Below are 23,539 nucleotides of genomic sequence, written 5' to 3' on the forward strand. Positions count from 1 at the left end.
AGCTTTTGGATGGAATTGCATAACTGCAGACGAACCCTCAAGGAGGAAACAAAATGACAACCGAAGCATTGCCGCCGAAAACCTGTTCAATCGACCGGATGATTACGGTGGAAGCCGACATTGAGAAAGTATTGAGCGGCCAAAAAACAACTACCCGCCGCAACGGACGGTACGCCGACCCGGGTGAAATTATGGAGCTGCGCGGGCATCGATATGAGGTCACACGCGTCTACCAGCAATCGATCGGCGAATTGACCGACGAGAACGTGCAAACGGAAGGTTACCCGAGTGTAGAGGCCTATAAGACGTACATCATGTCTTTGCATGCCGGGATGCCGTGGATGCCGCAAATGAAAATGTGGGTTCACGAGTTTCGCGCCTTGTAAGAAAAGCTCCTGTTGAAATGAAAACAGTGCAGCGCGGCGCCGTTTGCCCGCTTGAGGACTTCCTCAAGCCGGCGACCGGCCGATCTCGCTACACTTGTTCTTGTTTGTTCACCCATCCCCCTGCTTGGAGGTTGTTTGCCGCTCATGTACGCTTGGCTCGTTTATATTCACGTGATCAGCGCGATGGTATCCATCGGTCCGTTCTTCGTCCTCTTGCCGATGCTTCGCAAGCTGCAAAGCGCCGAAGGCGCCGTCCTGCATACTTATCTGGATTCATTTCAATTCGTCGTGCGACTTTCCAAACATACCGGTCATGTGCTGGTCTTCTCCGGCTTGCTGCTCATGTGGCTCAGCGGGCTGCCATGGACGACCCCGTGGATATTCGGCACGTTCGTCGTGCTGTTCGCTTCACTCTTCTTTATGGCTCGCGCCTTCTCACCGACACTCCGCAAGCTGCGTCAGCCGGATCACGAGCGTGGGGTTCTCGTCCGCAAATTAAGCCGGGCCCTTTATTTGTATATGTTCGTCTTGTTCGTTATGCTCGGTTTGATGGTCATGAAGCCCGCCTTGTGGTAGGGCTTTTCTTAACTCTCGAAATCGACGCACACGCTCGTTCCGTCAACCGCCTGCTTGAGGTACGCTTTCACTTCGACATGCAGCGGGTGGTTATCGTACACACTCAAATCGTCCTTGGAATCGAACTTCGTGATCAGCACGATGTCGTAAGAGCGGTCCGAACGAAGGACGTCAATCCCTACTTCGATCGAACGCAGCACCTCGATTTTGCCTTCCATATTTTTCAGCACCCCAGCCGTCGCTTGGACGGCTTCCGGGCTGCGGTCCTTCAATTTGAACATAACTACGTGTGTCAGCATCTCACGTTCTCCTTTTGTTGCTACGCATTATATGTATCATTCTGCTTATTTACCGGCTTGCACAGCCGACCATTCATCGAAGTTCCAAACCTTGATGGACAACTCATTATATCATTACCTGTAAGGAGGAAGCTAGATCGATTCGCTTCCAAGCTGTCGTTTACGGAAGAAAATAGGATGACAGCCGCAAACGACGCAGCCGGTGCAAGAAAAGCTTTAACCCGATCAAGATCGGGTCGTCGCCCGCATGCCGGTCCATCGCCTTCAACACGAGAATACTGATATTGTCCGTAGCCCGGTGCTCCAGCGTCCGGGAAAGCAGCTCGTCGCAGATCGCCTGCGCGCCCTCCCCGCGGTCCCGGGCTGCCGTCAGCATGACGCGAATTTCCGTTTCCGGGAACGATCCGTGAAATCCGTCGCTGGACAGCAAGAACAGCGTCCCCGGCGTGTAAAGCCCGCTTTGCACCTCGACGCGCGGATTGCCGTTCATTCCGAGAAACGAGAGCAGAACGTTCCGCTTCGGGTGTTTACGTGCCGTCTCATTCGACATCAGCCCCCGCCGCACTTGTCCGTTTACCCAAGTATGATCGCGGGTGAGCCGCTTCAAGTCTTGGCCCGGACTAAATTTGTACACGCGGCAGTCGCCGATATGAACGATCAAATAAACGGCGCCGATCAAAAGAAGCAGCGTAAGCGTCGTTCCTTGACGCTCCCCCTGCTTATGACTTTGTTCCACGATTTGGCCGTGAATCGTTTGGAATTGCCGGACGGCTTCACGCTCGAACGCGCTCCACCGGTCCTTGCGATCGAGCAGCTTCGACAGCCGCTCCTCCAGCCATGTGCGAAGTCCCTCCATCGCGGCGTCCCCGGCCGCCCCGCCGGCCCCAAGCCCGCCCATACCGTCGGCAAGCGCCGCCACGGCATAAGGCGTTCCGCCAGCGGTCAGTCCAATGCGTATCAAAGAGCGGTCGTCGTTCGTCGCACGGTGCCAACCGCTATGGGTGGCGGCGCCATAGTGCCAGTGTACGGCAATCGTTTTTTTCACGGCTCAAGTCTCCAATTTATAGGTGATTTCGGTCGTTATGATGTTTACTATATCATCTTAGCCGAGCGGATGCACCTGAAAATGGGGTAAAAGTTCGCCGGTCACCCTTGCAACATGGCAAATTCCACAATTTTTGAGTCCATTTGACGACTTCATCTGACACTTAACTGTTTCATATAAAGGAACATCGCAATTGAAAAAAGTGAAGTTTAGCCTTTTACTTGAAGTATCGTTACATCACGCCGGATGAATACTCCCGGTGATTGTTAATTGAAAAGGAGATAAATTGTGCATGAGTAAAATCCGACGCATTCAGAAAAACTCCCGGAAAACGGGCGTGCTTTATAGCGACGCCGTGATCTTCGGTAACATGATGATCGTATCCGGGATGCTGCCTACCGATCAGCTTGGTCGCCTTGTCGGCTTGGGGAATGCCGAAATCCAGGCCGAGCAAGTATTTCAAAACATCAAGTCGGTTTTAGACGAAGCGGAAGTCCTTTTCTCCGATGTCGTCAAACTGACTATCTTTTTGACAGACATCCAACGCCGTTCTGAAATCGCCTCTGTTCGCGAGCGTTATTTCGGCAATGACAAGCCTGCCAGCACACTGGTTGAAGTGAGCAGACTCTCTCACCCCGACGCACTGATTGAGATTGAAGCCATGGTTTATTTGGGCGATTGAGCTGCGATGATCTTCAAATTTTATAGATGATTTCGGTCGATATAATTTTTACGATATCGCCTTCACGAAGAGGATGCGTCTGATAAGGAACCAACAACTCGCCGTTCAGCCATGTTCCGTTGCGCGATCCAAGATCTTTAACCGCGTATCCGTCCGGCTCTTTCACAAACTCGGCGTGCAGCCGGGATACGCCTGCCTCCTCGATCACCCAGTCGGCCTCCGCCCCTTGGCGTCCGATCACGAAGCTGGGCTTGCTCAGATCGATTCGCTCCAGGCTCCCCCCGCTCCCGCTTCGCGATACTTCCAAATACGGCATTTTCACATGAATGCCTGCGTGCGGCGGGCCAAGCAGGACGGTGGCATCCGATGGAAGCAGCAGCGTCGTTCGACCGCTTAATTCCGAATGGACGGAAGAATGCTGCCACAGAGATGGACCTGCCGCAACGTGACCAGCCTCGTTCCTTGCGGACGACGACTGGAGCGCATAATCTCCGGCTTCATTCTTATTCCATGCGGACGACCAGATCGGGTTATCGCCAGCTTTATCCCATGCTTGCGCCCGGACCGCATAACCGTCCGGTTCGGCAAGCGTCGATCGATCGTCCACCGGCGTATACAATTCTTCCACCAGTCCGGCACGGCTCAAAAATGCGTGCCTGGCTGCCTCCTCCTCTGCTTTCGGCGCCAATACGCCAGCGCTGCCTAGTTCGATGGAGCCGGGTCGTTCATACCCGCGTTCCCGTCCCATTCTCCGATAACCCCATAGTAAAGCAGCTCCCAAGAAAACCGTACTTCCCGCGCTCAAGTAAAGCTTCTGCTCGTTCGGATTTTCCGCATACAGCTTCCAAACGAAGCAAAGCACGAGCACAGCTCCCAGCAGGAGAAACAGCCGCTTCTTAAGCGGTTCAAAGGGTTGCTTTTCCGATTTATCGGGTACCGGTATCACAGCCTCGTCCTCCCAGGGCGTCTCCTTGAACAGGGGAGGTGCAGGCGGAACCAAGTCAGGGCGAACAGCAGACGAGGCTCCCGCCTCCATCATTTCCTGAATGACGGCGGATGGACCTGCTGCCGCTGCCGAACCCGGCGAACGCTCCAGCTGCCGCAGCAGTAACCGCTTCAGCTCCGGGAGGTTGAACGTTTCTTCCTGCAAGTAACGCATCACCTCCTGAAAGCCGTTACCCTGCAGTTCTACGACCCGATGGATCCAGCGGGAGGCCAAATGCTGCAAATCTGTGGAAACCGACGCCTTCCCGTCCAAATGTTCTTTAGGCACATAAGTCAAATACAGATCATCAAGCCCGAACCCGTAAAAAATAAAATCCTCTTTAAGCAAGTAACGTCCAGGCTGCAGCATATACACGCTGCTGTCGTCGAGCACTTCAACGATTTGCAGCAGCAGCCCGTAGTATTGCTTCAAAGAAAGCGGCTCGATTCTAAGCCCCTGCGTTAACATACGTTTGCCTGTAATATTGTAAAACAAAGTCAGCCTGGCGTCCTTTGCTTCCACTTGCAGCTCAAGCAGCTTCGGTATCCGATTCGCTGACACCATCCGCAATTGAAACTCGGACAGTTCTTCCTGCTTCAGACCCTCAGGGGCCGTTAATGTCATAAAGTGACCCTGTTGTTTCTTGTAATCGACCTGAAGCCCGTAGATCGATTGTGTCAAGTTCATCCCCCCTTTATTCCGATCCGATCTTCATCTTTTCCTGCGCCTGGCTCAAAACAATCCGTCCCCCCCATAAATAAACGAGTAAACCGTCCCGGGCAGCACCGCCCACATGAAAGGAAAGCGAAGCTTGCCGTCCTCGCGGTGACTGCTCGTGAATCCCGATAAGTCGCGTAAAATCCAGAGCTGAAATACGATCGCAAACGTCTCTTTTAACCGAACCATGCGATCATGCCGGCAAATAAAGACGATCAAGGCAATCAAACCGGCGAAAAATAATGAGGCGACCATCGCATACAGTGTAAAAACAGCGCCCGTCATGGCCCCTAACGCACCAAACAGCTTGACATCTCCGGCCCCTACGCCGCCCACCGCATATAGCAGCAGCATCGGTATAAATCCGCATGCCAGCCCCGCCGCCGAGAAAGCAAGCCCGTACCCGCCTTGAGCCATTCCATGCCCGAGCAAACCGGCGCCAATCCCCGCTGCCGTTAACCAATTCGGTATGATTTGTTTACGAATATCCGTTGCAAAAGCAAGCGCAAGCATCATTCCAACCATCCACCAAGCCCACATGTTCATCCTCCGATCCAGGCGCGTTCCGTCGCTTTTTTGCGCAGCACAACCGTTTTTTTGAAAAACGGCAGCAAAAATGTATAGCTGTACTGCGCTTCAACCGTGACGTATGCCGATGTCCCCGCGTTGAAATCCGGCAGCTGTAAATCCGTCACTTTCAGCTTTTCCGGTTGTAAGATGCCGGTTTCCGCAAACGAGGCGATTATCGGCGTCGCCGCTTCCGCCGCATGACGGCGAATGCTCGTTTTCAGCTCCTGCGTCGACTCGCCGCCCTTCGCCTCCAGCTGTTCCCGATACGATTTCTCCCAAGCCATCAGGCGCACAATCGGCTCCGGGATGAAGCGGCTGTAATTATCGGTGAACGATTCCGCGTCCACTACCTGCTGCCTTGCGGCGTTAGCCTGCGTCACCACCTGATCGAGCCAAACGCCGGGCGCACTCGCGGCCCATTGCTGCTTCGCCTCGTTGTACAACAGCTCGACCGGATACATATTCGAGGCGATTACTTTTGCCGTTTCGGAAACCGTGGATTGAAGCGCCATTTCGCATAGAGACAGACGGATAAACGATACGAGCAGCAGAAGCAGCGAGAAGAACAGCGGCAGCACCAACGCCGCTTCCAAGACAATTCCGCCCTCACGATCTTTCACCCACCGCATGCTGTTCACCTCCAATCGGACCCCGAAATAACTTGCCCTAGTAGCGCAAATCGGCCGTCTTGGACAAGCTGCATCTCGCTTTATCCGCCCCGCATGCGGCAAAGCCGTTATTTCCCAATAGACGCGTCACACCGCGCATAAACCAGAACGAAAACGCAGTCGAAGCGCTGCCGGACAGGTAGGTCGCGGTTTGGGTTAAATCGACACCCGTATTTACATACACCAGAGCCTGAATACGGGACAAGAGCGCCGCTTCCTTACTGTGCAGCAGCAAAAAGATGCGCAAATAATCTTTATAGCTTAAAGCAATCGCCGAACTAAGCTTTTTAGAAACCGGTACCGAATTCCCTTGAATCAAAAGCGCCATATCCTGCTGCGCTTGTACGGCCCCTTCGGCAACAGCCGCAAGCAGCACCAGCAGCGGTGAACCGGCTGCCAGCGAGTTGGCGTCCGGGGCAAGCAGCGCCTCCGCAACGCCAATCGCAAGACGAAACGCAAACATCTCCGCATAAGCAAGCGAATAATTGCCTGCGCAAGAAGCGGCGCCATAGATCATATACTCCACCTCCTGGTTGGCAAGCGGATGCTGCTCCGGCATCGAAAGCTCTTTGGATGTACGGATGCGGCCGTACGAATCTTTCTCCATTCCGAGCGTCCGGTAGCTGAACTTGCTGACGGCGTAATCATCGATATAATACTCGTCCCGAACCGTCGAGAGGACGTTCTCGAGTCCGGATGCCAGTTTAAGCGCGCTCAAACCCGCCTGATCCGGATTATCTAAAGGAGCCGTCGGGACGGAGGCAAGGTTATCCTGCTGACGATTCATCTCCATGAACGTCTGGAAATAGCCTTTTACCCCCGGCGTTGCCGGATTTCCCTGAAGCGAGTGATACAACGATTCGTAAGGGTCGACGCCGGAGACGAGACTGCAAGCGCCGATGCCGCGTCTCACTTGATCCAATACGGCTTGCGTTTTCGCCCGCTGCTCCCGCTTCGCGTCTTGAATGTTCTTCTGGCTTTGACTTCTGCGATTCATCTCCGGGGACATGCGTGTCCACGCGGTATCGAGCGTTTGCTTCGAGCCTTCGACCGCAGCGATCGTGTTCGCATATTTTTGCTGCGTAAACCAAATACCGTCGTTCATTTGCGCATGAAAGCCGGAAAATTGAGCGACGGCTCCGCCCGCATCGGCCTCCCATTGATCCATCTCCTGTTTGCCGATCACTTGCACCCGGGCGAACACGTCGTCCGCTTTTGCCGTTGTGGAAGAGCCCCCTCCCCCGTTCTTGATTTGCTCCATTTCGGCGTTCAACGCATCGTTCGCTAGTACCGTTTGTTTGAACGCTTGCTGGAACCGGATGAGTTTCGTATGGAGCTCGTCTTGATCCAGCGCGGTTTTCCCTTGAAGGACCAGCAGCAGTTCGCCGTAACGCACGAAATTGGCTATCAACTCCTCGTATTGGGTTACCGTTTGCATCGCAATCTGATACTGGCTGGCGAGCTCGGCGCGGGATTGGGCGAGCTGCGCGATCGCTTGAACGGCGCCCGCGCCCGCCTGCGCCAAGGAATTGATTGAACCGTCAATGCTGCGGATCTGGTTCTGTAAGGCAGTCGCCTGAGCCTTGGCCTGCTGAAGCGCCAAACTCGTATCTTCAAGCGTATGAACACCGATACGCGCGCTCAATTCGTTCAAATCGCGCAGCTGCGTTTGATAGAACGGCGTGATGTCCGCCGATTTTTGCTTGATCGCGGCGAACTCCTGCCATGCCTCGTTCATCTTCTTGTCGCGCTCCCCGATCAGAGCCTCCACTTTAGAGGCGCGTTCACCGAACCGGGAGGCGTCTCCCATCGCGGCCGCAACACCGTTTTTCTGAAATTTGTCCACAATTTCCAGCGCAAAGTTAAGCGGTGCGCGATACTTCATTTCCTCTAAGATTTGCTGCCTCATCGTTTGATGATTGGATAACGGATATATTGGAGTCACTTTGGCCGTTCCCGGCACTAGCTCCTGACGCATCCATACGAATCGGTCGGCTCCCGCAGAATCCGACAAATTGTCGGACACCGTCTTGGCGAATTCGCCGTTCGCATCGACGGTTCCCGTTTCTATGGCGTACAAGCCATAAGCCTGCAAATTTTTGGAATACGCGGACATGACGGAGCGGACACCGGCTTTCACGGCCAGCTCCGCCTCCTGGTCCGCCGTTTTCCAGCGTAAAACGTCAATCAACAAACCTAAGAACAAAAGCAGCGGCAGTAAAATCATCATGAGATACATAGAAACGCCGCCCTTTTCGCTTCGCCACCATCGCTTGAAGCGGAACAATCGTTCACCTCCCGCCATTCTCCTCATTCATGGAACACAACGACGATGCCGCTGCGCTCCAGCTCTTTCCTCAAGCCTTGCGACAGCTTGATCTTATCCTGATTCGAGGTTTTGAAAAAATGCCAGACGACGCCCTTTACTTGCACACCTTTCTTTAACAGCTCGAGATCTTTGGGCATTTGGACCTCGCGTAAATTTTTTTCATTGAACGTGTAGTAGGCTTGATGCGCGACGCCGGATGCGTCAAGCGCGTCGATCGTCCGTTTGGATTCGGGAGTCGCTTGAACGATCGTCTCCGTCCCGTTCACCAACAGCCGCACATACTCCGCCGCTTGCGCATGGCTCGTAACCGGCACCGGCTGCTTGACGTCGGAGGCGGGCTGCACCATGGCCGCCAATGCTTGTTTCGGCTTGATACGCCCTTGAATTTCCGAGATGAATGTCCGCGTAAGGTCCGTCAAGCGGATCGTTTCGACCGGCTCGACGACATATGACGCAGCGAACGCTTCGATCTCGGTGGACTTGAACCAGCGGCTCGCCGTTGCCGGCACCTCGATGTTCCTCTCCAAAGCCGCCCGTACGACCCTGAACAAACCGTAGTGCTGAAACGACAACGAGCCTCGTACGGAAACATCCAGCAAGCCAGCCGTTCGGGCCAATTTTCCGGCCGGCCCTTCCGCTGTATCGCGTTCTCCTGCAGACTGCGGTAAAGCTACGCGAACCGGGCTCATCGGGTTCGCCACATTAAACCATTGCGACAGGCTGTCGTCAGCCAACCGCCAATAAAGCCCGTCCCCGGCTTCAGGCCGGACCGCTCCTGTAACCATGTCCTTCCGGCTGTTGTCCCAGACATAGGCCGTTCGTTCCGCCAACCGGCCCGCGTTGAAATATAAGCCGGACTCGCGGTACATCATCACCGCAAGCCACAAGAGCGAGAACGTCAACAGCACGATAATCGGCAGCGTCCATGCAGCCTCCAGCGTAAATTGTCCTTCCTTCGCGGAGACCAGACGCCTCAGCCGAGCCGCCAAGCCCTTACGGAATAGCAGACGCTCCATGAGCGGTTACGGGGTCGTTTGCGGCTGGCCCAATTGATTCCCTGTCCCGCGCAAATTGCTCGTTTCCGTATTAATTTCGGAATCCGCGCTGTTGAACAATTGCTGCATCCACTTCATGATCCACTTGCGAAAAGCTATCGCTATAATCAGCAGTACCGCGACGATGAGCAAAATCTCCAGCGTCCCGAGCCCGTCCTCCTCCTTCCAAAACCGATTCCATGCCTCTCTAAATGCGAACATTCCCCATTCCTCCCGCTTCGTAAAGATGATTAGGCCGTCATTAACAAGGCTGGAACGGCCACGATAACCATGACGATAAAAAAGATAAGCACCATCGGAAATACAAGCTTGGACGACGCTTCTTCGCCAAGCGTCTTGGCAAGCGCCTTCCGCTTATCCCACAGCGTCATGGACAGTTCGCGCAGCGAAACGAGCATCTCCTCGCCGCCGCGTCTGTAGTTCAAAAGCAGCGTTGTTGTAAACAAGGTCGTTTCCTGGAGAGAACACCGTTTGCTGAAATCCTCCATGCATTTTGTAAAAGAACCATTCATTTTCAACGCTCGCGCCGCCTCGGAAAGCTCCATGCGCAGCGGATCGGCCGATGCCCCGGTTTTGTCGGCGATCCGGATCAATGCCTGCTGCACCGTCTCTCCCGCTCCGACGAGCAGCATCAGCTGATTCAACACCTCCGGCAGCTCGATCAGCATCGAACGCCGCTTGCGGATCAGGGCTCCCTGCTCTCTCTTGTACAGCGCCAGCGGTGTTCCCACACCTAACAACAGCCCGTAAACGAGCATTTCGGCGTTATCATCGAGCAGCGACCCGAGCAGCGTAAAGAGAAGCACCCAGCCCCATCCGATCAGCACCGATCCCGCGACAAACCACCGCGTATGCGTTAAGGCAGACTTGGCGCCATGCAAGCCGATCATCACTTGATGAACATGATGGAGCGGTTCGCTCAGCCTTTCCGCAAGCTGCAGCCTGTCGATCACGCACAGGGCAGAAGCCGCTGCCCAATACAGCGGGTCTTTCGGCAGCAGCCGGCGGAACTCCAGTAACCAGGAAGCGTACGACCGGTGAGACGACACCGCCAGCATAGTGGCCGCCGTGACTTGCAGCAGCAGCAAAACCAGCATCCACGACATACGCCGCTCACACCTTTATGTCCATAATGGTTTGAATCCACAGTCGGCAAATCCACAGCAGCAGTAAGGAGCCTGTCATAATCAAATGCCCCGTTCCTTCGTAAAGCGGCAGCATATAATCGGGAGCGCTCCACGCCATCACGGCGACAAAAACGACAGGGGCGACGGCCAGCACTTTTGACTCGAACTTTTTTTGCGCCAGCAGCACCTGCAAATCCTGATCAATATCGAGCTTCTCTTGAATGAGCAGTGTCGTTCTGCGCACGACCTGCACCAGGTTGCCTCCTGTCCGCTTGCAAATGACAAATATATCGGCGAATTGGGAAATTTCCTCCACGTGCGCACGCCGGGCGAAACCGATAAATGCCGATTCGATGCTCTCTCCGTTGTCCATGCGCCGGACCATCATTTCCAGCTCCCTGATAATCAGGGCCGAGGCATCGGGATACAACAGTCTCAAATCGTTCAATGACTCGCGGATGGCGCTCTCCACCGATCTCCCGGCGCTTAGCGATGAGGAGATGGCGGACAACAGCTGCTTGAATTGAATTTTTAACTGCGCTTTGCGTTTCAACAACAGCTGCTTCCGGCGAATGGCCGGGAAGGCGAACCCGGCACAAGCGAACGCCAGCACCGCAAACGGATGTCTATAAAAAATCCATGCCACACCGCCCGACAATCCGGCTCCCAGCAGTACCGTCCCCATCCACTCGCGGCTCGACAAACGGATCTCGTTATAATCCGCAACTGCATGATTGCTTTCTTCGCCGAACTGCCCCCGTTTAATAAATTCCAGCTTACGGCGGAACGAAATCGCCTTCTTCATCGAATCCATATCACGCCTCCTTCCGCAGCTTTGCTACAGCAAGCCGCTCATGTGCAGCTTGGCCAGTTGCCGCTGCTCATTGCCGGTCGGCACCAGGCCGCCGATAATCGGACCTTCCCTTTGATCGCCCTGCTCTTCAAACCGGTACAACGGATTCAATACCACCTCCCCCTGCACGATTCCGGCTACCTCGCTAATCTCGGTTACTCTTCTTGAACGATCCCGGAGCCGCTGCAAATGGACCATCACGTCAATCGCGGATGCCATCTGTTTGCGAACGACATCGAGTGGCAATTGCGCCCCGCTCAAAACCATCGTTTCCAAACGGCTTAGCATATCCGTCGTCGAATTGGCATGACCTGTGCTCAAACTTCCGTCATGCCCGGTGTTCATTGCCTGCAGCATATCAAGCGCCTCGGCGCCGCGAACCTCTCCGACGACGATCCGGTTCGGACGCATCCGCAGCGAAGCGCGAATCAGCTCGCGGATGGAGATTTCTCCCTTGCCCTCGGTGTTGGCGTTGCGTGTCTCCAACCGTACGACATTCGGTATGCCGCGGATCTGCAGTTCTGCCGAATCCTCGATCGTAACGACCCTCTCGTCCGGCGGAATATGCTGGGCCAGGGCGTTCAGGAACGTCGTCTTGCCCGAACCCGTGCCGCCGCTGATGAACACATTGTATTTGGCTTTGACCAAACGGATCAGCCATTGCGCCGCCTCCTCGGATATCGCTTGCATGGCGATCAAATCGCGCATGCTTAACGGATGAGCGGGAAATTTTCGAATCGTCATCGTCGGTCCGTCCAGTGCGATTGGCGGAAGCACGACATGTACACGCGAGCCGTCTGTCAATCGCGCATCCACAACCGGACTGGATTCGTTGACGATGCGGTTCACTTTGCCGACGATCGCCTGAATCGTATCCTCCAGCTTCTCCCGGCTTTCGAAAGCCAGATCTGTCTGTATCATTTGCCCGTGCTTCTCGATAAAAATCCGTTCATGAGAGTTGATCATAATTTCCGTAATTTCCTTGTCTTCGACCAGGGACTGGATCACGTCGAGCCCGCGGAACGAATCGAAGATGTCCCGCACCAGCTTATGCTTGCGTCCGGCCGAAATAAAGTTTTCCATCGACCGGGTGAAAACTTCCGCTTCTATTAACTCGAGCAGCTGCTCGTCTGAAAGCGAGGACCCGTAGTCGATCCGATCTTGAATGGTCAGCTTCAGCTGCTGCTTCAGGTCGATCCAGCTCTGTTCCGCCGTCAAGGCGAACCGCCCCCTCGAACAAGCGCCGCAGCCTCGTCGGCAAATCCTCTCAACAGCATGCGATCCGCTTGCGCGACATTTTTCCATTCCGGCACATACGGTAACCGGGCGCTGACCTTAAACGAGTACGATGCCATATCATTGGCCTGGGTGCCGGTAAACCGGTTAAGGACGAACCGGACTTTAGCCTGCAACTCCTCTGCTTCCTGCTGATGACGCAGGCGGCGGCTTTCGAACCAATCCTTCGACTTTTGCAGTTGAATGACGTCATCCGTCAACGGCCAGAGCACGAGACCGGACACTTTGAGCAGCTCCGTCGTCAACGGCCCGTCCGAGGAATCGGCATCCACGATGATCCGATCGTAGATCCCGGCTTTCACGATGCCTTCGAACAGCCTCCTGATGTCGCAAGCCTCGATGTCGTCCCATTCCGCCGGGTGCGTAAGGGGCGGAATGAAATCGTATTTCCATGTCGGGTGCGTTCGCTTTAACTGCTCAAGCTTGGCCGGGATTTGCTCAGGCCGCGTTTTGGCATAGTACAGCAGCCGGGAGAAAGTCTCGCTCGTTTCGCTCTCCATCGGCTCGGTTTCGTACCAGCCCCGCGACGGCAGACGCTCCAAGGAAAGACATAACGTGCGCTCCCCATGTTCGGCGAGCTGCGCGGCCAGATGGACCGCGGTTACCGTCTTGCCGCTTCCTCCGACCGCCGAATAAACGGTAATAACGCCGGAACGTTTGCTGCCCCGAAGCGGTTCCAGATAGCTGTACTCGTTATAATGAGAAGCAACCGACGACAGGAGGCGGTTCAACGGCTGGTACTTGAACAGAACCGGATACTCCAGCACCCCGCCGGTACGCTCCGTCTCACTGACGATAACAGTGCAACCCGTCTTCAACGCGAACAGCGCTTCATGCAGCGGCAGCCATGCTTCGTGCACCAGCACAATTTGCGGTTGTCGCGTTTCCTCGACGAATCGAAACCCTTCTGCCCGAGACGTAAACCAATGAAAGCTGAACCGCTCGGCAAACTCCGAAGAACGGATATAAGCGGAAAGCATCCCGCCGAAATAGGTGTCGGCATCCAGCAGCACGAGCTGCATTTTGGCCATTAGGCCGTCCCCTCCTTTCTTGCAGCACAAAAAACACCGTTGTCGGGGTAATATCCCTGACAACGGTGCTTCCGCTGCTTCTTTTATTGAATTAATTCGTATTATATCATAAATACTGGAAATGGCAAGTGCTATGACAAAAAGCCACAAGGTAACTACGCAGTATCTTCTTGAACTGCTGCCTGAGGGTCGTCGAAAATATTTAATCGCATACTTATTGTTCATCGTTTGCCCTTATTGATTTCTTCATTCAAGACAAAGTTGTTTTTATAATAAAAATCAGTCACGTGCTCATCATTTTCTATATCTTCGTCCACAGTAATAAATTTGCAAGCAACAGAGTCATTGACCTCTTGAGCAATACCTCTCGCAAGTTCAATCATCAGTGACCCAATTCCCTTATACTCCTGCTGGTCGATACTGCTTACAGCAAGTTTTCCAATTTTAATTGCCGGAAAATCGGGAAACATAATTTTCTCTGGGAAATGGGTTGTTCTCTCATCAATACTTAGTCTGATAGAATCAGAAACAAGTGCCATGTAAGCAACTATATCCGCATTCATCTTGTTAATAAGTAAAAACGTTCGTGAGATATTAAGTTCTTGAAACTCCAGTGCCTGTTCTTTTAAGAAACTCTTATATTCAGCAATTGAGCATTGGAATTCTTCAATTCGATAACCTGTTGCGTATTCCATGGTAACGTTACATTGAACATACCATTATTCCCCTATATATCTCAATAGCTCTTAGTTACCAAAGCTGCAAAACAAATAACCTATGGCCATCGACCATAGGCTTTTGCTTCTCGGGACTCTGTAAAACTTCCAAACTCAATCCGATACTCATAAAACAGCAAATGGCAAGCCAATTATCGCCTAACGAACGACGGCCGCATAAGCTTGCTTGTTCCGCTCGATTTGGCGAATGTGCGTATCCACGTGGCGATCGAACATGCGCACGATGTCCTCCAGCGTGTGCTTCCCGGTCACGTTATGGACGGCCGTGCGCTCCCAATCTTCCGGCTTCAATGCTGTGAGCACGGAAACCATAGAAGCGCGAAGCGCTTGAAACAGCGTCAAATACAACTGCATATCGAGAGACTGGTAATCCATTCGCGAAGCCCATGCATCCGGGTCGAATTTGAACAACAGCGGATTCGGCTCCGAGAGCGTCCGCTTCATGCGGTCAACCCCCACCATCTCCGCATCGCATACGTGAATGACAACTTCTTTGATGCTCCACTTCTCAGGGGCCGGCTTGAATAACAGCTCTTCATCCGTTACTCCCTCGATAGCTTGCACCAGTTTATTGTAACCTTCCGCATAGCTTTGCACCAGCGTTTCCATGTCCCCAAACCTCCCGCATGTTAGTAACGGCATGCCGCCTTCTGTCAACGCTTGGCCGCCGCGATCATCCACACCTGCTTCTCTTTTGCATACCGGGTCATGACCTGCTCCTCGGCATTCAGAAGCGTCCAGCCGCGGAACAAACGATCGACCTGTGCCCGGTCGAAGAACCGCTTCAATTGGCCTTCCCACGCATAATAATGGGGCTCCACTTCCGTACCCTGCCCGGCGCCGTATTCCTGATCACGCGTGGAATTAACCCGGCATAACAGCAGTCCGTCCGCTGAAAGCACGCGACGAATGTCGTCGACCATGCATACCGTTTCCGCCCATGAAAAATAATGCAAGCAAAGATCGGCGATCACGGCCGAGGCGATTCCGTCGTCAAACGGCAGCCGTTCCCGCAAATCCAAGCGAACCGTCGGCACACCGGGCAGACGTTCGTTTACCCGTTTCAAGGCTTCCCCGGATCGATCGCAGGCGATCACCGGCCAACCGCGCTCAGCCGCATACAGCGTATTGTTGCCCGCGCCGCAGCCCAAATCGAGGATGGGACGGCCACTCCTCTGCTGCAGCATCTCCGCATACGGCTCCAACCATAAATCGTAACGGAGGTTTTCCTCCTGATGTCCAGCGAAGATCGCATCCCAATACGCTTCCGACGTCATACGCCTTTACTCCTTCTACTGACGAATGAGGAACAAGGTCAACTCATCCCGGTTATGAAAAAGCTGTTTAGCCTGCTGCAGCGTCATCGTGCCCGCGAAATCATCGACGACTTCACGGATCGTCTGAAACGCCTTCTTATGCATCAGCTTCACGGTTATGATCGCCGTGCCGCCGGGCTTCAGCGCATACATCAGCTCCCGGACAAGCTTCGTCATTTGGCGATGGCTCCAGCTCATGTCGCAAACGAGCAAATCGAATTGGCCCGAGACGAAAACGACTTCATCCGCTTTCTTGGCCAAATAGGTCAGCTTCGGGTGCTTCACCAGCGATGCGTCCAGCTTCGCCGGATCGACGGCGGTGACGGCGAGTCCCCGTTCAAGCAGCAGGCTTGTCCAGCCGCCTGGCGCGGCGCCAATGTCAAGCGCATGCTTGTATTGGCCGAAGTCCAGCCCGAACGCCAGCTCCGCTTCCAGCAGCTTGAATTTGGCCCTCGACACTTGACCGTCTTCCTTGCGGAACCGTACAGCGCCGCCCGCCCAATCGGACAAGTTATGCGCAGGCCGCGACAGGCCCGTGAACAACGATTCCCCCGTCATGTATACGGACAAAATCCAATCCGCCTGCCGGACGACGGGCACGGCCGAAAGCTGCGATTCGAGCAGCGGATCGATGATGGACTTGATTGCTGACGGCGACGGAAGCCCCGTCTCCGTCTCCGGCTTGCGCGCTTGCACCGCAATCGCCGAGCCCGTCGGCACGAACGGGCGATACGCTTCCATCGCCGACTTTAGCGCCGCAGCGGCTTCTTCCAGCGTTCCGTTCCAGGACGTCTGCGCATCCACCGGGCACATATGCCGCAGAAATACCGGCTCCGCCGCAAGCACGCGACGTACCGCCTCTTCCCGCTCCAGCTCCACGGTAAACGTGAACGTTTCTCCGGGCGCCAGCCAAGCGAAACGAACCGCGGCTGGCGAGAACAGCCGCCGCAATTCTTCCTGCGCCTGCTGGGCATAACCGCGATTGGACGTGCCGATCAACATCGCTTCGCTCATCCCGTCACCTTGATCCAAGGACGGTCTCCGAACCATTCGATCCGGATCGGCACCTGGAACGCCTTCATTAAGTTATCTTCGGTCAGCACATCCCGCTTCGCGCCGGAAGCGATCACTTGGCCTTCCTCAATCAGCAGCACATGCGTAAACATCGGAACAATTTCTTCCATGTGGTGAGTCACGTAGATGACGGTCATCTGCTCACCGCCAAGTACATTGATATTTTCCAGCAGCCGCTCGCGTTCATACAGATCCAGTCCGGCACACGGCTCGTCCATAATCAGAATCGACGGACTCGTCATGAGCGCTCGCGCCAGCATGACCTTCTTCCGTTCCCCTTGGGACAAGCTGCCGAGCGGCTGATCCGCCAGCTTCAGCAGATTCACCTCGTGCAGCTTATCCAGCGATTTCTCTCGAATGCCTTGCGGGATCGTTTCGTAAAATCGCAAAAATCCGAATTCCCCGGTAGCGACGACTTCCCATACCGGATCGGCGGGATTCAATTTCTCATAAAGCGACTGGCTGATATAACCGATGCTTTTGCGCACCTCCCGCACGTCGCACTGTCCGTACGTATGGCCTAGAACGCGTACGGTACCCCGAGACGGAAACTGGTATCCGTTCATCAGCTCGAGCAGCGTCGTCTTGCCGGAACCGTTGCGGCCGAGCACGACCCAATGCTCTCCGGCTCGGATGTTGAAATGAACGCCGGCCAATATATGGCGGTCGTCGCGGATAAAATGGATTTGATCCATCGATAATACGTCTGACATCAGTACACACAACCTATTCTTTAGCGGGATGAGCCAGCTCCATGAGCAGCTCGGGCGGCACCGGGCCGTTCACAAGCGCCACATGGTCGGGCTTCTGTTGGTACAACATTTCATACATATGCTTCCTGCCGGCATCGCTGGACGTATGGAGGAAGATTCGTTTCGGGTAAGCGCGCAAGGATATCATGGCGCGGACGACTTCAAGCCCGTTCGGGAAACCCCAGCCGAGGTCGTAATCCAGCGACAACACGTCAACCTCATATTCTTGCAGCAGCAGCAAACACTCTTCGAGATTGCGAGCCAATACGAAACCAGGCGGACACGCGCGGAAATCATCCAAATATACGTGGATCACCGTGTACCCATCTCCCTAATATAACAAATTTCCGATTCATGCGTAACGCCGCGAGGAACAGGGGTTTCCAGCACGACCGGCAAATTCAGGCGCTCACGCAGCTTGCTTGAGCCGAGCATCGCGGCAAAACGCTCCTCGCCCATTTCTCCATGACCGATCCGCGCATGCCGATCTTTACAGCCGCCGCGCGGGTAGAGCGAGTCGTTCAGATGAATCGCTTGCAGATCGGCCCAATAGCCGGTTTGCTCCATCCGCTCCTCCAGCTGCCGCCAGCCCTCCGACGGCGAAGATGGCCACAGTCCGGAAGCGAACGCATGGCATGTATCGAAGCAAAAGCCGACCAGCTCCGGCCGCTCGCAAAGCCGGCGTACCTGTACAAGCTCCTCCAGCGTCGTCCCCATCATCGTTCCTTCACCGGCCTGATTCTCGAGCAGCAATAACGTTTGCCCGGCATAACCCGAAAGCACTTCATTCACACATTGTATAATATTTTTGTAGCCTTGTAACGGGTCTTTTCCCCGGAATTTGCCAAAATGAACGACAATGCCAACGGAGCCGCATGCGTCCGCAATGTCCAGATCGTTGCGCAGCGAATCGATCGTCGCTTGCCGGAGCTCGCCCGGATCCGCCGCAATATGGGTAGGATAAGGCGTATGGGCGATCGACCGGATCCCGCGCTCCCGGCAGTAGGACGCACAAGCGGCCGCATCCTGCCGCTGGAACACTTTGACGGTCAGGCTGCGCGGATTTTTCGGGAAATATTGAAACGCGTCGGCTCCTAACAGGGTGGCGGTTTTGGCCGCTTCCAGGAAGCCGCGTCGGATGCTGATATGACAGCCGAATTTCATGTCCTCACCACCGCCCTTCTACGATTGGCACGCCGGACAGCAGTACGATTTCTTTGAGGAAGCATCCTCGCGTACGATCGTACCGCCGCAGCGCAAGCAAGGCTCCCCTTCACGGTCGTAAACGCGGCACCTGCTATCGAAACCGCCTGTTAAACGATCGCCGGGGTACAACGGCATGTCCATATAACCGCCGAATTCCGTCGCTTCCGCCAGCACTCGCCGCATGGACAGATATAAGCGTTCGAATTCTACCGGCTGCAAAGACGCCGGTTTACGGGCAGGACGCAAGCCGGCGTCAAAACAAATCTCGTCGCTGTAACAATTGCCGATTCCCGCCAGCACGCTCTGGTCGACAAGATTGCTTTTCAGCGTTCCCTTACGACGGGCAAGCCGTTCCGTAAACGCCGGCTCCGTGAACGACGGCTCGAACGGCTCCGGACCGAGCTTGGCGAACAGCGGCTGAAGCTGTCCCGCTTCCACGACATGCAAGTAGCCGAGCCGCAGCCCGATAAAATTCAAATACCGCTCCCCGAAGCCGATGCGGACTTGAACGGTACGCTCCGGCTTCTCGGCTTCTGTCCCGTAGAACAAAATGCCTCCGAGCATCAAATGCAGCACTAACGTCTCTCCTGACGTCAAAGTAAACAGCAAATATTTCGCCCGTCGCTCGACCTGGCGGATCGATTGTCCGCGAAGAAGCCGGTCGAACCGTTGCGACTCTATATTGATTGATTTCTCCCGCGTCACTTCCGTTTCCGTGATCAGACGGTTCACGATCAATCCGCTCAGCAGGCGGCGGTAATTTTCCATTTCGGGCAGCTCTGGCATAATGACACCCCCTCGACATAGTCTTCCTCTATATTTCCATGTCGAACCGGTTTTATGTACCGCATCCCGGGGCTCACATCCGCTTAAGAAAAGTCCGAGAGCAAATCCAGCTGTGCAGTGCCCGTTCGTTTCTTAGGCGATTTGCCTGATTGGCCTTCGGGACGGCACGCTGCTGACTTTGCGGCACCGGATAAAGCGCTCGCCGCTTTCCGTTCCAATCGTTCGATCCGTTTCATCAGATCGGCTGCTTCCGGAGAGGGTTCGTCCGTCGTCTCGGCCGAACGCCGACGCTGCCCTGCCTTCGCGACGCTACGTTTCAACGCGTCGCGTCGCCATAACACATCCTCCGCCTCACGCGCGTACTGCAGCGCCAGCTCCAACTGTTTATCCTTGTGTTCGTAGTACATCGACAGCTCGATGAAAGGCTCGAGCGCAGCCGTTCGCTCCCTTCCCATGCGACGAATGTACAAGTTCCACAGCGCGAGCGCCTCTTCGTACCGTCCGTATTTCTTGAAATATTGAGCAAGCGGCAGCACGCAGCTGTCCAATTCGGCCCGCTCCGGCTCCGCCTCCGTATCGTGCTCCGTCAAGTCGTGTGCCAGCGCCTCCATCGTCACCATAGCCGCATCGTATATTCCGCACTTCTCCAGCCACTTGCCATAGCGGAACCATTCTTCCCGTCCGAACGCCTGCACGTCGTCCCCATCCGACTCGTACCCAAGCAGCCGGGCCAAATGAATAGCCAGCCCGGCCAGCGTCAGCACATCCCATTCGTTATGCCGGAACACGCCGGACAGCACCTCGGGGTTGCGCTCGGCCAAATATTTAAAATACAGGACGGGCGCCATCGAGCCGGGCACATCGTCGCTTCGGAATACGCCGAGCCGGGACGTCTCCACTTGCCCCAGACGCACCGAAGGCAGCGTCCGCTTCCATAGGCTGCGGGACGGATACAGGAAATCGAGATGTCCCTCCGGTTCGGCCAGCAGTGGAATTCGATTGAGGATGAACCGGTTGCGGACGATCGGCCAGTCGAACGATTTGCCGTTGTAGGAAATCAGAACCGGCCGCTCGGCAATTTTAGTTTGTAAATAAGCGAGCATGGACGCTTCTTCGCCGGGATGGCGTATGAGCATCTGCTCAACGGTAAACCGATCCGCCTCCATATACCCGATTCCGATCATAAACGGCACATTCCCTGCCCCCTGCCCGAGGCCCGTGGTCTCGGTATCGATGAACAGCAGCCGCTCGACCGCCGTAGACGGCGGCTGCTCCGGCTCATTCGGGACAACACCCGCCGATTCGGAGCCGGGGGTATCGTCCGGCGGCTGTACGGCCGGCTGAGCGCCGCGTCTTCCTTTCGTACCGGGACGCTTCCCCGTCGCCAGCAGATGCTGCAGCCGTTCGGCCCGCTCTCTCAGCTCGCCAAGCGCATGTAGGCCATGCTCGTGGTCGAGCCCGAAGTGGACGCGCCGCATCACAAAATCGCCCCACTCGCCCGGCTGCAGCTCCGCTCCCAGCTCACGCCAGGCCAGCGTCTCCGCGGACTCCGGCTCCGCCTGCGGACGATTCGCCTCCCGCTCCGCTTCGTCACGCCCGCTCTCCGCTCCCCCTGCCGCCTCGTTCCGCAGACTCCCACGCTCCCCGTCGCGGGCGGCGAGAACCTGCCCGCCCTCCGCGGTCGTCCCCGGGCTCAGCTCCCCGCTTCCCGCCGAAGGCTTCTTGTGGCGCAGCAGCCTCTCGCGCAGCGAGCTCATCGCCGTCCACCCGCCCGCTTCAGCAGGTCGAGCGCCAGCCGCTTGCCGGTCAATCCGACCTCCTCGATCGGACCGACGCAGGCCGGGCAGCCGCTCAAGCAGCCGCACGAATCGATAATCCGCCCCGCTTCCCGAAGCAGCTCTCCGTGCATCTCGTACAACCGCTCGCTTAACCCGACGCCTCCGGGGTATCGGTCATAGAAGAAGATCGTCGGCTTCTTGTTATGTACGGCCTTCACTTGCGGTACGACGCGAATATCGTGCGGATCGCACATGAGATAAAGCGGCGCGATATGCACGAGCACGTTCGACAGCCCGAGCAGCGCAAACTGCATGTCGTTCACGGACATGTCCGCCGCCATTTCGTCGTCGAACGTAAACCAATAGGAGCTCGTGTGCAGCTCTTCTTCCGGCAAATGAATGGGACCCGAACCTATGTTCTCGTGCGTGTTCAATTTGAGCTTCTTAAAAATTGTCGCCTTCGCATTGACCGTAACCTCGCCGTATTGCCGCGTCAGCCCGAGCTCCTCCGACTCCCGCTGCACATGCAGCACCTTGAGCTGTACGGCCAGGTTGGCGTCCGTGAAATAATCGACGTTGACCTCGCGGACGTACGCCTTCTTTTCCTCGTAATCGAGCTTCTCTACCTGAAACTGCACGCCCTCGTGCAAATAAATCGCCTCTTCATGAATAAGCGTCGGCGCGCTGAAGCGGTCGACCTCGCCGAGCACCCTGGCCCCATTCGTCATATCGATGATGATGAAATTTTCCTGGGCCGCCGAACGCAGGCTGATGTCATGTGCCGGGAACGACTGGTCCATCCAATGCCAGCGATCCTTCGCCCGATGCAGGATGCGTTCGTCGGTCAGAAACTCCAGAATATCGTGGAGCGACTCGCCGCCGAACGTCTCGTCCGCTTCGAACGGCAGCTCGTAGGCGGCGCATTTGACGTGATCGACCAGAATGATCAGGTTGTCCGGTTCGATCAGCGCGCGCTCCGGCGGTTTTTCGATGAAGAATTGCGGGTTTTGGATCACATATTGATCCAGCGGATTGCTGCTCGCCACCAGGAACGTAATCGAGCTCTCCTGCCGCCGCCCCGCCCGGCCCGACTGCTGCCAGGTGCTGGCGATCGTTCCGGGGTAACCGTTCAACACGCACGCCTGCAGCTGCCCGATATCGATGCCGAGCTCCAGCGCGTTCGTGCTCACAACGCCGCGAATATCGCCGTTGCGCAAGCCTCGTTCAATCTCACGGCGCAGCTTCGGCAAGTACCCGCCGCGGTAACCGCGGATCGTCTTCGGTCCGAGCTCGTGAGCGACCAGCTCCTGCAGGTAAGTCAGCAAAATTTCGACCCGCACGCGGCTCCTTGCGAAGACAATCGTCTGAATGCCCTGCTTCAGCAGCAGCCCGGCGATTCTCCGCGTCTCCAGCACGCTGCTCTTGCGGATGCCAAGCTGCTGGTTGACGACCGGCGGGTTATAGAAGACAAAATGCTTCTCTCCCGACGGAGCCCCGTTATTGTTCACGAGTGATACCTGCTCCCCGATGAGGCGTTCGGCATGCTCCTTCGGATTCTCGATCGTCGCGGAAGCGCAAATAAACTGCGGATTCGAGCCGTAAAACCGGCAAATCCGCTTTAGGCGCCGGATGACGTTCGCCACATGACTGCCAAAAACGCCGCGATAGGAGTGAACCTCATCGATGACAATATATTGGATATTCTCAAACAGCTTGACCCACTTCGTATGGTGCGGCAAAATCGCCGAATGCAGCATATCCGGATTCGTCACGACGATATGCCCGGCGTTGCGGATCGCCTGCCGCACGTTCGGCGGGGTGTCGCCGTCGTACGTATGCGTCTTCAGATCCGCCCCCATCACCGTCGCCAGCTCCTGCAGCTCCGCAACCTGATCCTGCGCCAGCGCTTTGGTCGGAAACAAATAGAGCGCTCGCGCGCTCTCGTCGTTCAGAATGCCTTGCAGCACCGGCAAATTATAACATAACGTCTTGCCTGAAGCGGTCGGTGTAACCGCCACGACGTGACGACCGGCCGCAACCTCGCGGAAAGCTTCGGCTTGATGCGTATACAGCCTGCCGACGCCGCGAGCTTGCAGCGCATCGCGCAGCTGCGTATTCAACCCTTCGGGAAAAGCTTCGTAACGCCCCTCGCGAGCGGGGATCGTGTGCCAATAAGTGACTTGGTTCATGATCTCCGGGGTGTCCCGAACCAGGTCGATCAATTCGTTCATGGAAGACACTTTACCGGTCAAACGGTTCATGCAATCGGAC

Annotated in this window: 25 protein-coding genes; 3 read left to right on the forward strand and 22 right to left on the reverse strand. The window is 55.7% G+C overall.

Annotated features, from left to right (window positions below; genetic code table 11):
- Positions 1 to 53 precede the first annotated feature (53 nt).
- Positions 54 to 386, forward strand: a complete 333-nt coding sequence (locus ACZ439_RS00290) for an ASCH domain-containing protein (protein WP_127605747.1) — start codon at positions 54 to 56, stop codon at positions 384 to 386.
- Between the two features lie 144 nt (positions 387 to 530).
- A complete protein-coding gene (locus ACZ439_RS00295) occupies positions 531 to 962 on the forward strand; it encodes a DUF2269 family protein (RefSeq protein WP_054796440.1) in 432 nt (143 codons plus the stop codon).
- A gap of 8 nt (positions 963 to 970) precedes the next feature.
- Here the strand turns inward: ACZ439_RS00295 and ACZ439_RS00300 are convergent, their stop codons facing one another.
- Entirely contained in the window at positions 971 to 1,261 is a 291-nt protein-coding gene (locus ACZ439_RS00300; protein WP_054796439.1) for a Dabb family protein, read from the reverse strand.
- Between the two features lie 160 nt (positions 1,262 to 1,421).
- On the reverse strand, positions 1,422 to 2,306 hold the full coding sequence (locus tag ACZ439_RS00305) for a PP2C family protein-serine/threonine phosphatase (RefSeq protein WP_464620464.1): 885 nt from the start codon (positions 2,304 to 2,306) through the stop codon (positions 1,422 to 1,424).
- A 292-nt stretch (positions 2,307 to 2,598) separates the two neighbouring features.
- Between ACZ439_RS00305 and ACZ439_RS00310 the strand changes: the two genes are divergently transcribed.
- The gene (locus ACZ439_RS00310; protein ID WP_054796437.1) at positions 2,599 to 2,988 is read left to right on the forward strand and encodes a RidA family protein; all 390 of its coding nucleotides are present in this window, start codon (positions 2,599 to 2,601) and stop codon (positions 2,986 to 2,988) included.
- 13 nt (positions 2,989 to 3,001) lie between these two features.
- Here ACZ439_RS00310 and ACZ439_RS00315 read toward each other — a convergent pair whose 3' ends face one another.
- The 20 genes from ACZ439_RS00315 to ACZ439_RS00410 all read right to left on the reverse strand — a co-directional run bounded on the left by ACZ439_RS00315 (position 3,002) and on the right by ACZ439_RS00410 (position 23,529).
- Positions 3,002 to 4,654 (reverse strand): DUF6382 domain-containing protein, encoded by a 1,653-nt coding sequence (locus ACZ439_RS00315; protein WP_464620465.1) that lies wholly within the window; start codon positions 4,652 to 4,654, stop codon positions 3,002 to 3,004.
- 51 nt (positions 4,655 to 4,705) lie between these two features.
- Positions 4,706 to 5,230, reverse strand: coding sequence for an A24 family peptidase (locus ACZ439_RS00320; protein ID WP_230875932.1), 525 nt, complete (start codon positions 5,228 to 5,230; stop codon positions 4,706 to 4,708).
- 2 nt (positions 5,231 to 5,232) lie between these two features.
- Positions 5,233 to 5,889, reverse strand: coding sequence for a TadE/TadG family type IV pilus assembly protein (locus tag ACZ439_RS00325; RefSeq protein WP_141335833.1), 657 nt, complete (start codon positions 5,887 to 5,889; stop codon positions 5,233 to 5,235).
- A gap of 37 nt (positions 5,890 to 5,926) precedes the next feature.
- Complete coding sequence (locus ACZ439_RS00330) at positions 5,927 to 8,215, reverse strand: hypothetical protein (RefSeq protein WP_464620466.1); 2,289 nt, start codon at positions 8,213 to 8,215, stop codon at positions 5,927 to 5,929.
- Positions 8,216 to 8,238: 23 nt separating this feature from the next.
- Positions 8,239 to 9,273: a hypothetical protein gene (locus ACZ439_RS00335; protein ID WP_464620467.1), complete on the reverse strand. Its 1,035-nt coding sequence runs from the start codon at positions 9,271 to 9,273 to the stop codon at positions 8,239 to 8,241.
- A gap of 6 nt (positions 9,274 to 9,279) precedes the next feature.
- Entirely contained in the window at positions 9,280 to 9,513 is a 234-nt protein-coding gene (locus tag ACZ439_RS00340) for a Flp1 family type IVb pilin (protein WP_054796431.1), read from the reverse strand.
- Between the two features lie 29 nt (positions 9,514 to 9,542).
- A complete protein-coding gene (locus ACZ439_RS00345) occupies positions 9,543 to 10,418 on the reverse strand; it encodes a type II secretion system F family protein (protein ID WP_430105025.1) in 876 nt (291 codons plus the stop codon).
- Between the two features lie 7 nt (positions 10,419 to 10,425).
- Positions 10,426 to 11,253, reverse strand: coding sequence for a type II secretion system F family protein (locus tag ACZ439_RS00350; RefSeq protein WP_155613969.1), 828 nt, complete (start codon positions 11,251 to 11,253; stop codon positions 10,426 to 10,428).
- Between the two features lie 24 nt (positions 11,254 to 11,277).
- The gene (locus tag ACZ439_RS00355; RefSeq protein ID WP_054796430.1) at positions 11,278 to 12,510 is read right to left on the reverse strand and encodes a CpaF family protein; all 1,233 of its coding nucleotides are present in this window, start codon (positions 12,508 to 12,510) and stop codon (positions 11,278 to 11,280) included.
- Positions 12,507 to 13,619 (reverse strand): P-loop NTPase family protein, encoded by a 1,113-nt coding sequence (locus ACZ439_RS00360; protein ID WP_054799431.1) that lies wholly within the window; start codon positions 13,617 to 13,619, stop codon positions 12,507 to 12,509. Before ACZ439_RS00360 ends, ACZ439_RS00355 begins: the two co-directional genes overlap by 4 nt.
- A 221-nt stretch (positions 13,620 to 13,840) precedes the next feature.
- Positions 13,841 to 14,314 carry a hypothetical protein gene (locus ACZ439_RS00365; RefSeq protein WP_054799432.1) on the reverse strand — a complete coding sequence of 158 codons (474 nt, stop codon included), beginning with the start codon at positions 14,312 to 14,314 and terminating at the stop codon, positions 13,841 to 13,843.
- A gap of 180 nt (positions 14,315 to 14,494) precedes the next feature.
- Positions 14,495 to 14,965, reverse strand: a complete 471-nt coding sequence (locus ACZ439_RS00370; protein ID WP_054796428.1) for a DinB family protein — start codon at positions 14,963 to 14,965, stop codon at positions 14,495 to 14,497.
- A 44-nt stretch (positions 14,966 to 15,009) separates the two neighbouring features.
- Positions 15,010 to 15,633, reverse strand: coding sequence for a class I SAM-dependent methyltransferase (locus ACZ439_RS00375; protein WP_054799433.1), 624 nt, complete (start codon positions 15,631 to 15,633; stop codon positions 15,010 to 15,012).
- A gap of 15 nt (positions 15,634 to 15,648) precedes the next feature.
- On the reverse strand, positions 15,649 to 16,686 hold the full coding sequence (locus tag ACZ439_RS00380) for an SAM-dependent methyltransferase (RefSeq protein WP_054796427.1): 1,038 nt from the start codon (positions 16,684 to 16,686) through the stop codon (positions 15,649 to 15,651).
- Entirely contained in the window at positions 16,683 to 17,459 is a 777-nt protein-coding gene (locus ACZ439_RS00385) for an ABC transporter ATP-binding protein (protein ID WP_054799436.1), read from the reverse strand. Before ACZ439_RS00385 ends, ACZ439_RS00380 begins: the two co-directional genes overlap by 4 nt.
- 13 nt (positions 17,460 to 17,472) lie before the next feature.
- Positions 17,473 to 17,814, reverse strand: coding sequence for a cyclic-phosphate processing receiver domain-containing protein (locus ACZ439_RS00390; RefSeq protein WP_054796426.1), 342 nt, complete (start codon positions 17,812 to 17,814; stop codon positions 17,473 to 17,475).
- Positions 17,811 to 18,662, reverse strand: a complete 852-nt coding sequence (locus ACZ439_RS00395; RefSeq protein ID WP_054796425.1) for a deoxyribonuclease IV — start codon at positions 18,660 to 18,662, stop codon at positions 17,811 to 17,813. The genes ACZ439_RS00390 and ACZ439_RS00395 overlap by 4 nt, the downstream gene beginning before the upstream one ends.
- An 18-nt stretch (positions 18,663 to 18,680) precedes the next feature.
- Positions 18,681 to 19,490 (reverse strand): Fpg/Nei family DNA glycosylase, encoded by an 810-nt coding sequence (locus tag ACZ439_RS00400; protein WP_054796424.1) that lies wholly within the window; start codon positions 19,488 to 19,490, stop codon positions 18,681 to 18,683.
- An 83-nt stretch (positions 19,491 to 19,573) separates the two neighbouring features.
- On the reverse strand, positions 19,574 to 21,247 hold the full coding sequence (locus ACZ439_RS00405) for a ribonuclease H-like domain-containing protein (RefSeq protein WP_464620468.1): 1,674 nt from the start codon (positions 21,245 to 21,247) through the stop codon (positions 19,574 to 19,576).
- A complete protein-coding gene (locus ACZ439_RS00410) occupies positions 21,244 to 23,529 on the reverse strand; it encodes a DEAD/DEAH box helicase (RefSeq protein ID WP_464620469.1) in 2,286 nt (761 codons plus the stop codon). The genes ACZ439_RS00405 and ACZ439_RS00410 overlap by 4 nt, the downstream gene beginning before the upstream one ends.
- Positions 23,530 to 23,539 lie beyond the last annotated feature (10 nt).

It is taken from the genome of Paenibacillus sp. JCM 9796 (genome assembly GCF_055379675.1).

What these genes read in the sequence shown, in the direction of transcription:
- ACZ439_RS00395 (WP_054796425.1), bottom strand. Translation starts at nt 18,662, where the DNA reads ATGAAATTCGGCTGTCATATCAGCATCCGACGCGGCTTCCTGGAAGCG.
- ACZ439_RS00360 (WP_054799431.1), bottom strand. Translation starts at nt 13,619, where the DNA reads ATGGCCAAAATGCAGCTCGTGCTGCTGGATGCCGACACCTATTTCGGC.
- ACZ439_RS00405 (WP_464620468.1), bottom strand. Translation starts at nt 21,247, where the DNA reads ATGAGCTCGCTGCGCGAGAGGCTGCTGCGCCACAAGAAGCCTTCGGCG.
- ACZ439_RS00345 (WP_430105025.1), bottom strand. Translation starts at nt 10,418, where the DNA reads ATGTCGTGGATGCTGGTTTTGCTGCTGCTGCAAGTCACGGCGGCCACT.
- ACZ439_RS00295 (WP_054796440.1), top strand. Translation starts at nt 531, where the DNA reads ATGTACGCTTGGCTCGTTTATATTCACGTGATCAGCGCGATGGTATCC.
- ACZ439_RS00335 (WP_464620467.1), bottom strand. Translation starts at nt 9,273, where the DNA reads ATGGAGCGTCTGCTATTCCGTAAGGGCTTGGCGGCTCGGCTGAGGCGT.
- ACZ439_RS00365 (WP_054799432.1), bottom strand. Translation starts at nt 14,314, where the DNA reads ATGGAATACGCAACAGGTTATCGAATTGAAGAATTCCAATGCTCAATT.
- ACZ439_RS00400 (WP_054796424.1), bottom strand. Translation starts at nt 19,490, where the DNA reads ATGCCAGAGCTGCCCGAAATGGAAAATTACCGCCGCCTGCTGAGCGGA.
- ACZ439_RS00340 (WP_054796431.1), bottom strand. Translation starts at nt 9,513, where the DNA reads ATGTTCGCATTTAGAGAGGCATGGAATCGGTTTTGGAAGGAGGAGGAC.
- ACZ439_RS00370 (WP_054796428.1), bottom strand. Translation starts at nt 14,965, where the DNA reads ATGGAAACGCTGGTGCAAAGCTATGCGGAAGGTTACAATAAACTGGTG.
- ACZ439_RS00385 (WP_054799436.1), bottom strand. Translation starts at nt 17,459, where the DNA reads ATGTCAGACGTATTATCGATGGATCAAATCCATTTTATCCGCGACGAC.
- ACZ439_RS00380 (WP_054796427.1), bottom strand. Translation starts at nt 16,686, where the DNA reads ATGAGCGAAGCGATGTTGATCGGCACGTCCAATCGCGGTTATGCCCAG.
- ACZ439_RS00310 (WP_054796437.1), top strand. Translation starts at nt 2,599, where the DNA reads ATGAGTAAAATCCGACGCATTCAGAAAAACTCCCGGAAAACGGGCGTG.
- ACZ439_RS00350 (WP_155613969.1), bottom strand. Translation starts at nt 11,253, where the DNA reads ATGGATTCGATGAAGAAGGCGATTTCGTTCCGCCGTAAGCTGGAATTT.
- ACZ439_RS00300 (WP_054796439.1), bottom strand. Translation starts at nt 1,261, where the DNA reads ATGCTGACACACGTAGTTATGTTCAAATTGAAGGACCGCAGCCCGGAA.
- ACZ439_RS00290 (WP_127605747.1), top strand. Translation starts at nt 54, where the DNA reads ATGACAACCGAAGCATTGCCGCCGAAAACCTGTTCAATCGACCGGATG.
- ACZ439_RS00375 (WP_054799433.1), bottom strand. Translation starts at nt 15,633, where the DNA reads ATGACGTCGGAAGCGTATTGGGATGCGATCTTCGCTGGACATCAGGAG.
- ACZ439_RS00325 (WP_141335833.1), bottom strand. Translation starts at nt 5,889, where the DNA reads ATGCGGTGGGTGAAAGATCGTGAGGGCGGAATTGTCTTGGAAGCGGCG.
- ACZ439_RS00410 (WP_464620469.1), bottom strand. Translation starts at nt 23,529, where the DNA reads ATGAACCGTTTGACCGGTAAAGTGTCTTCCATGAACGAATTGATCGAC.
- ACZ439_RS00320 (WP_230875932.1), bottom strand. Translation starts at nt 5,230, where the DNA reads ATGTGGGCTTGGTGGATGGTTGGAATGATGCTTGCGCTTGCTTTTGCA.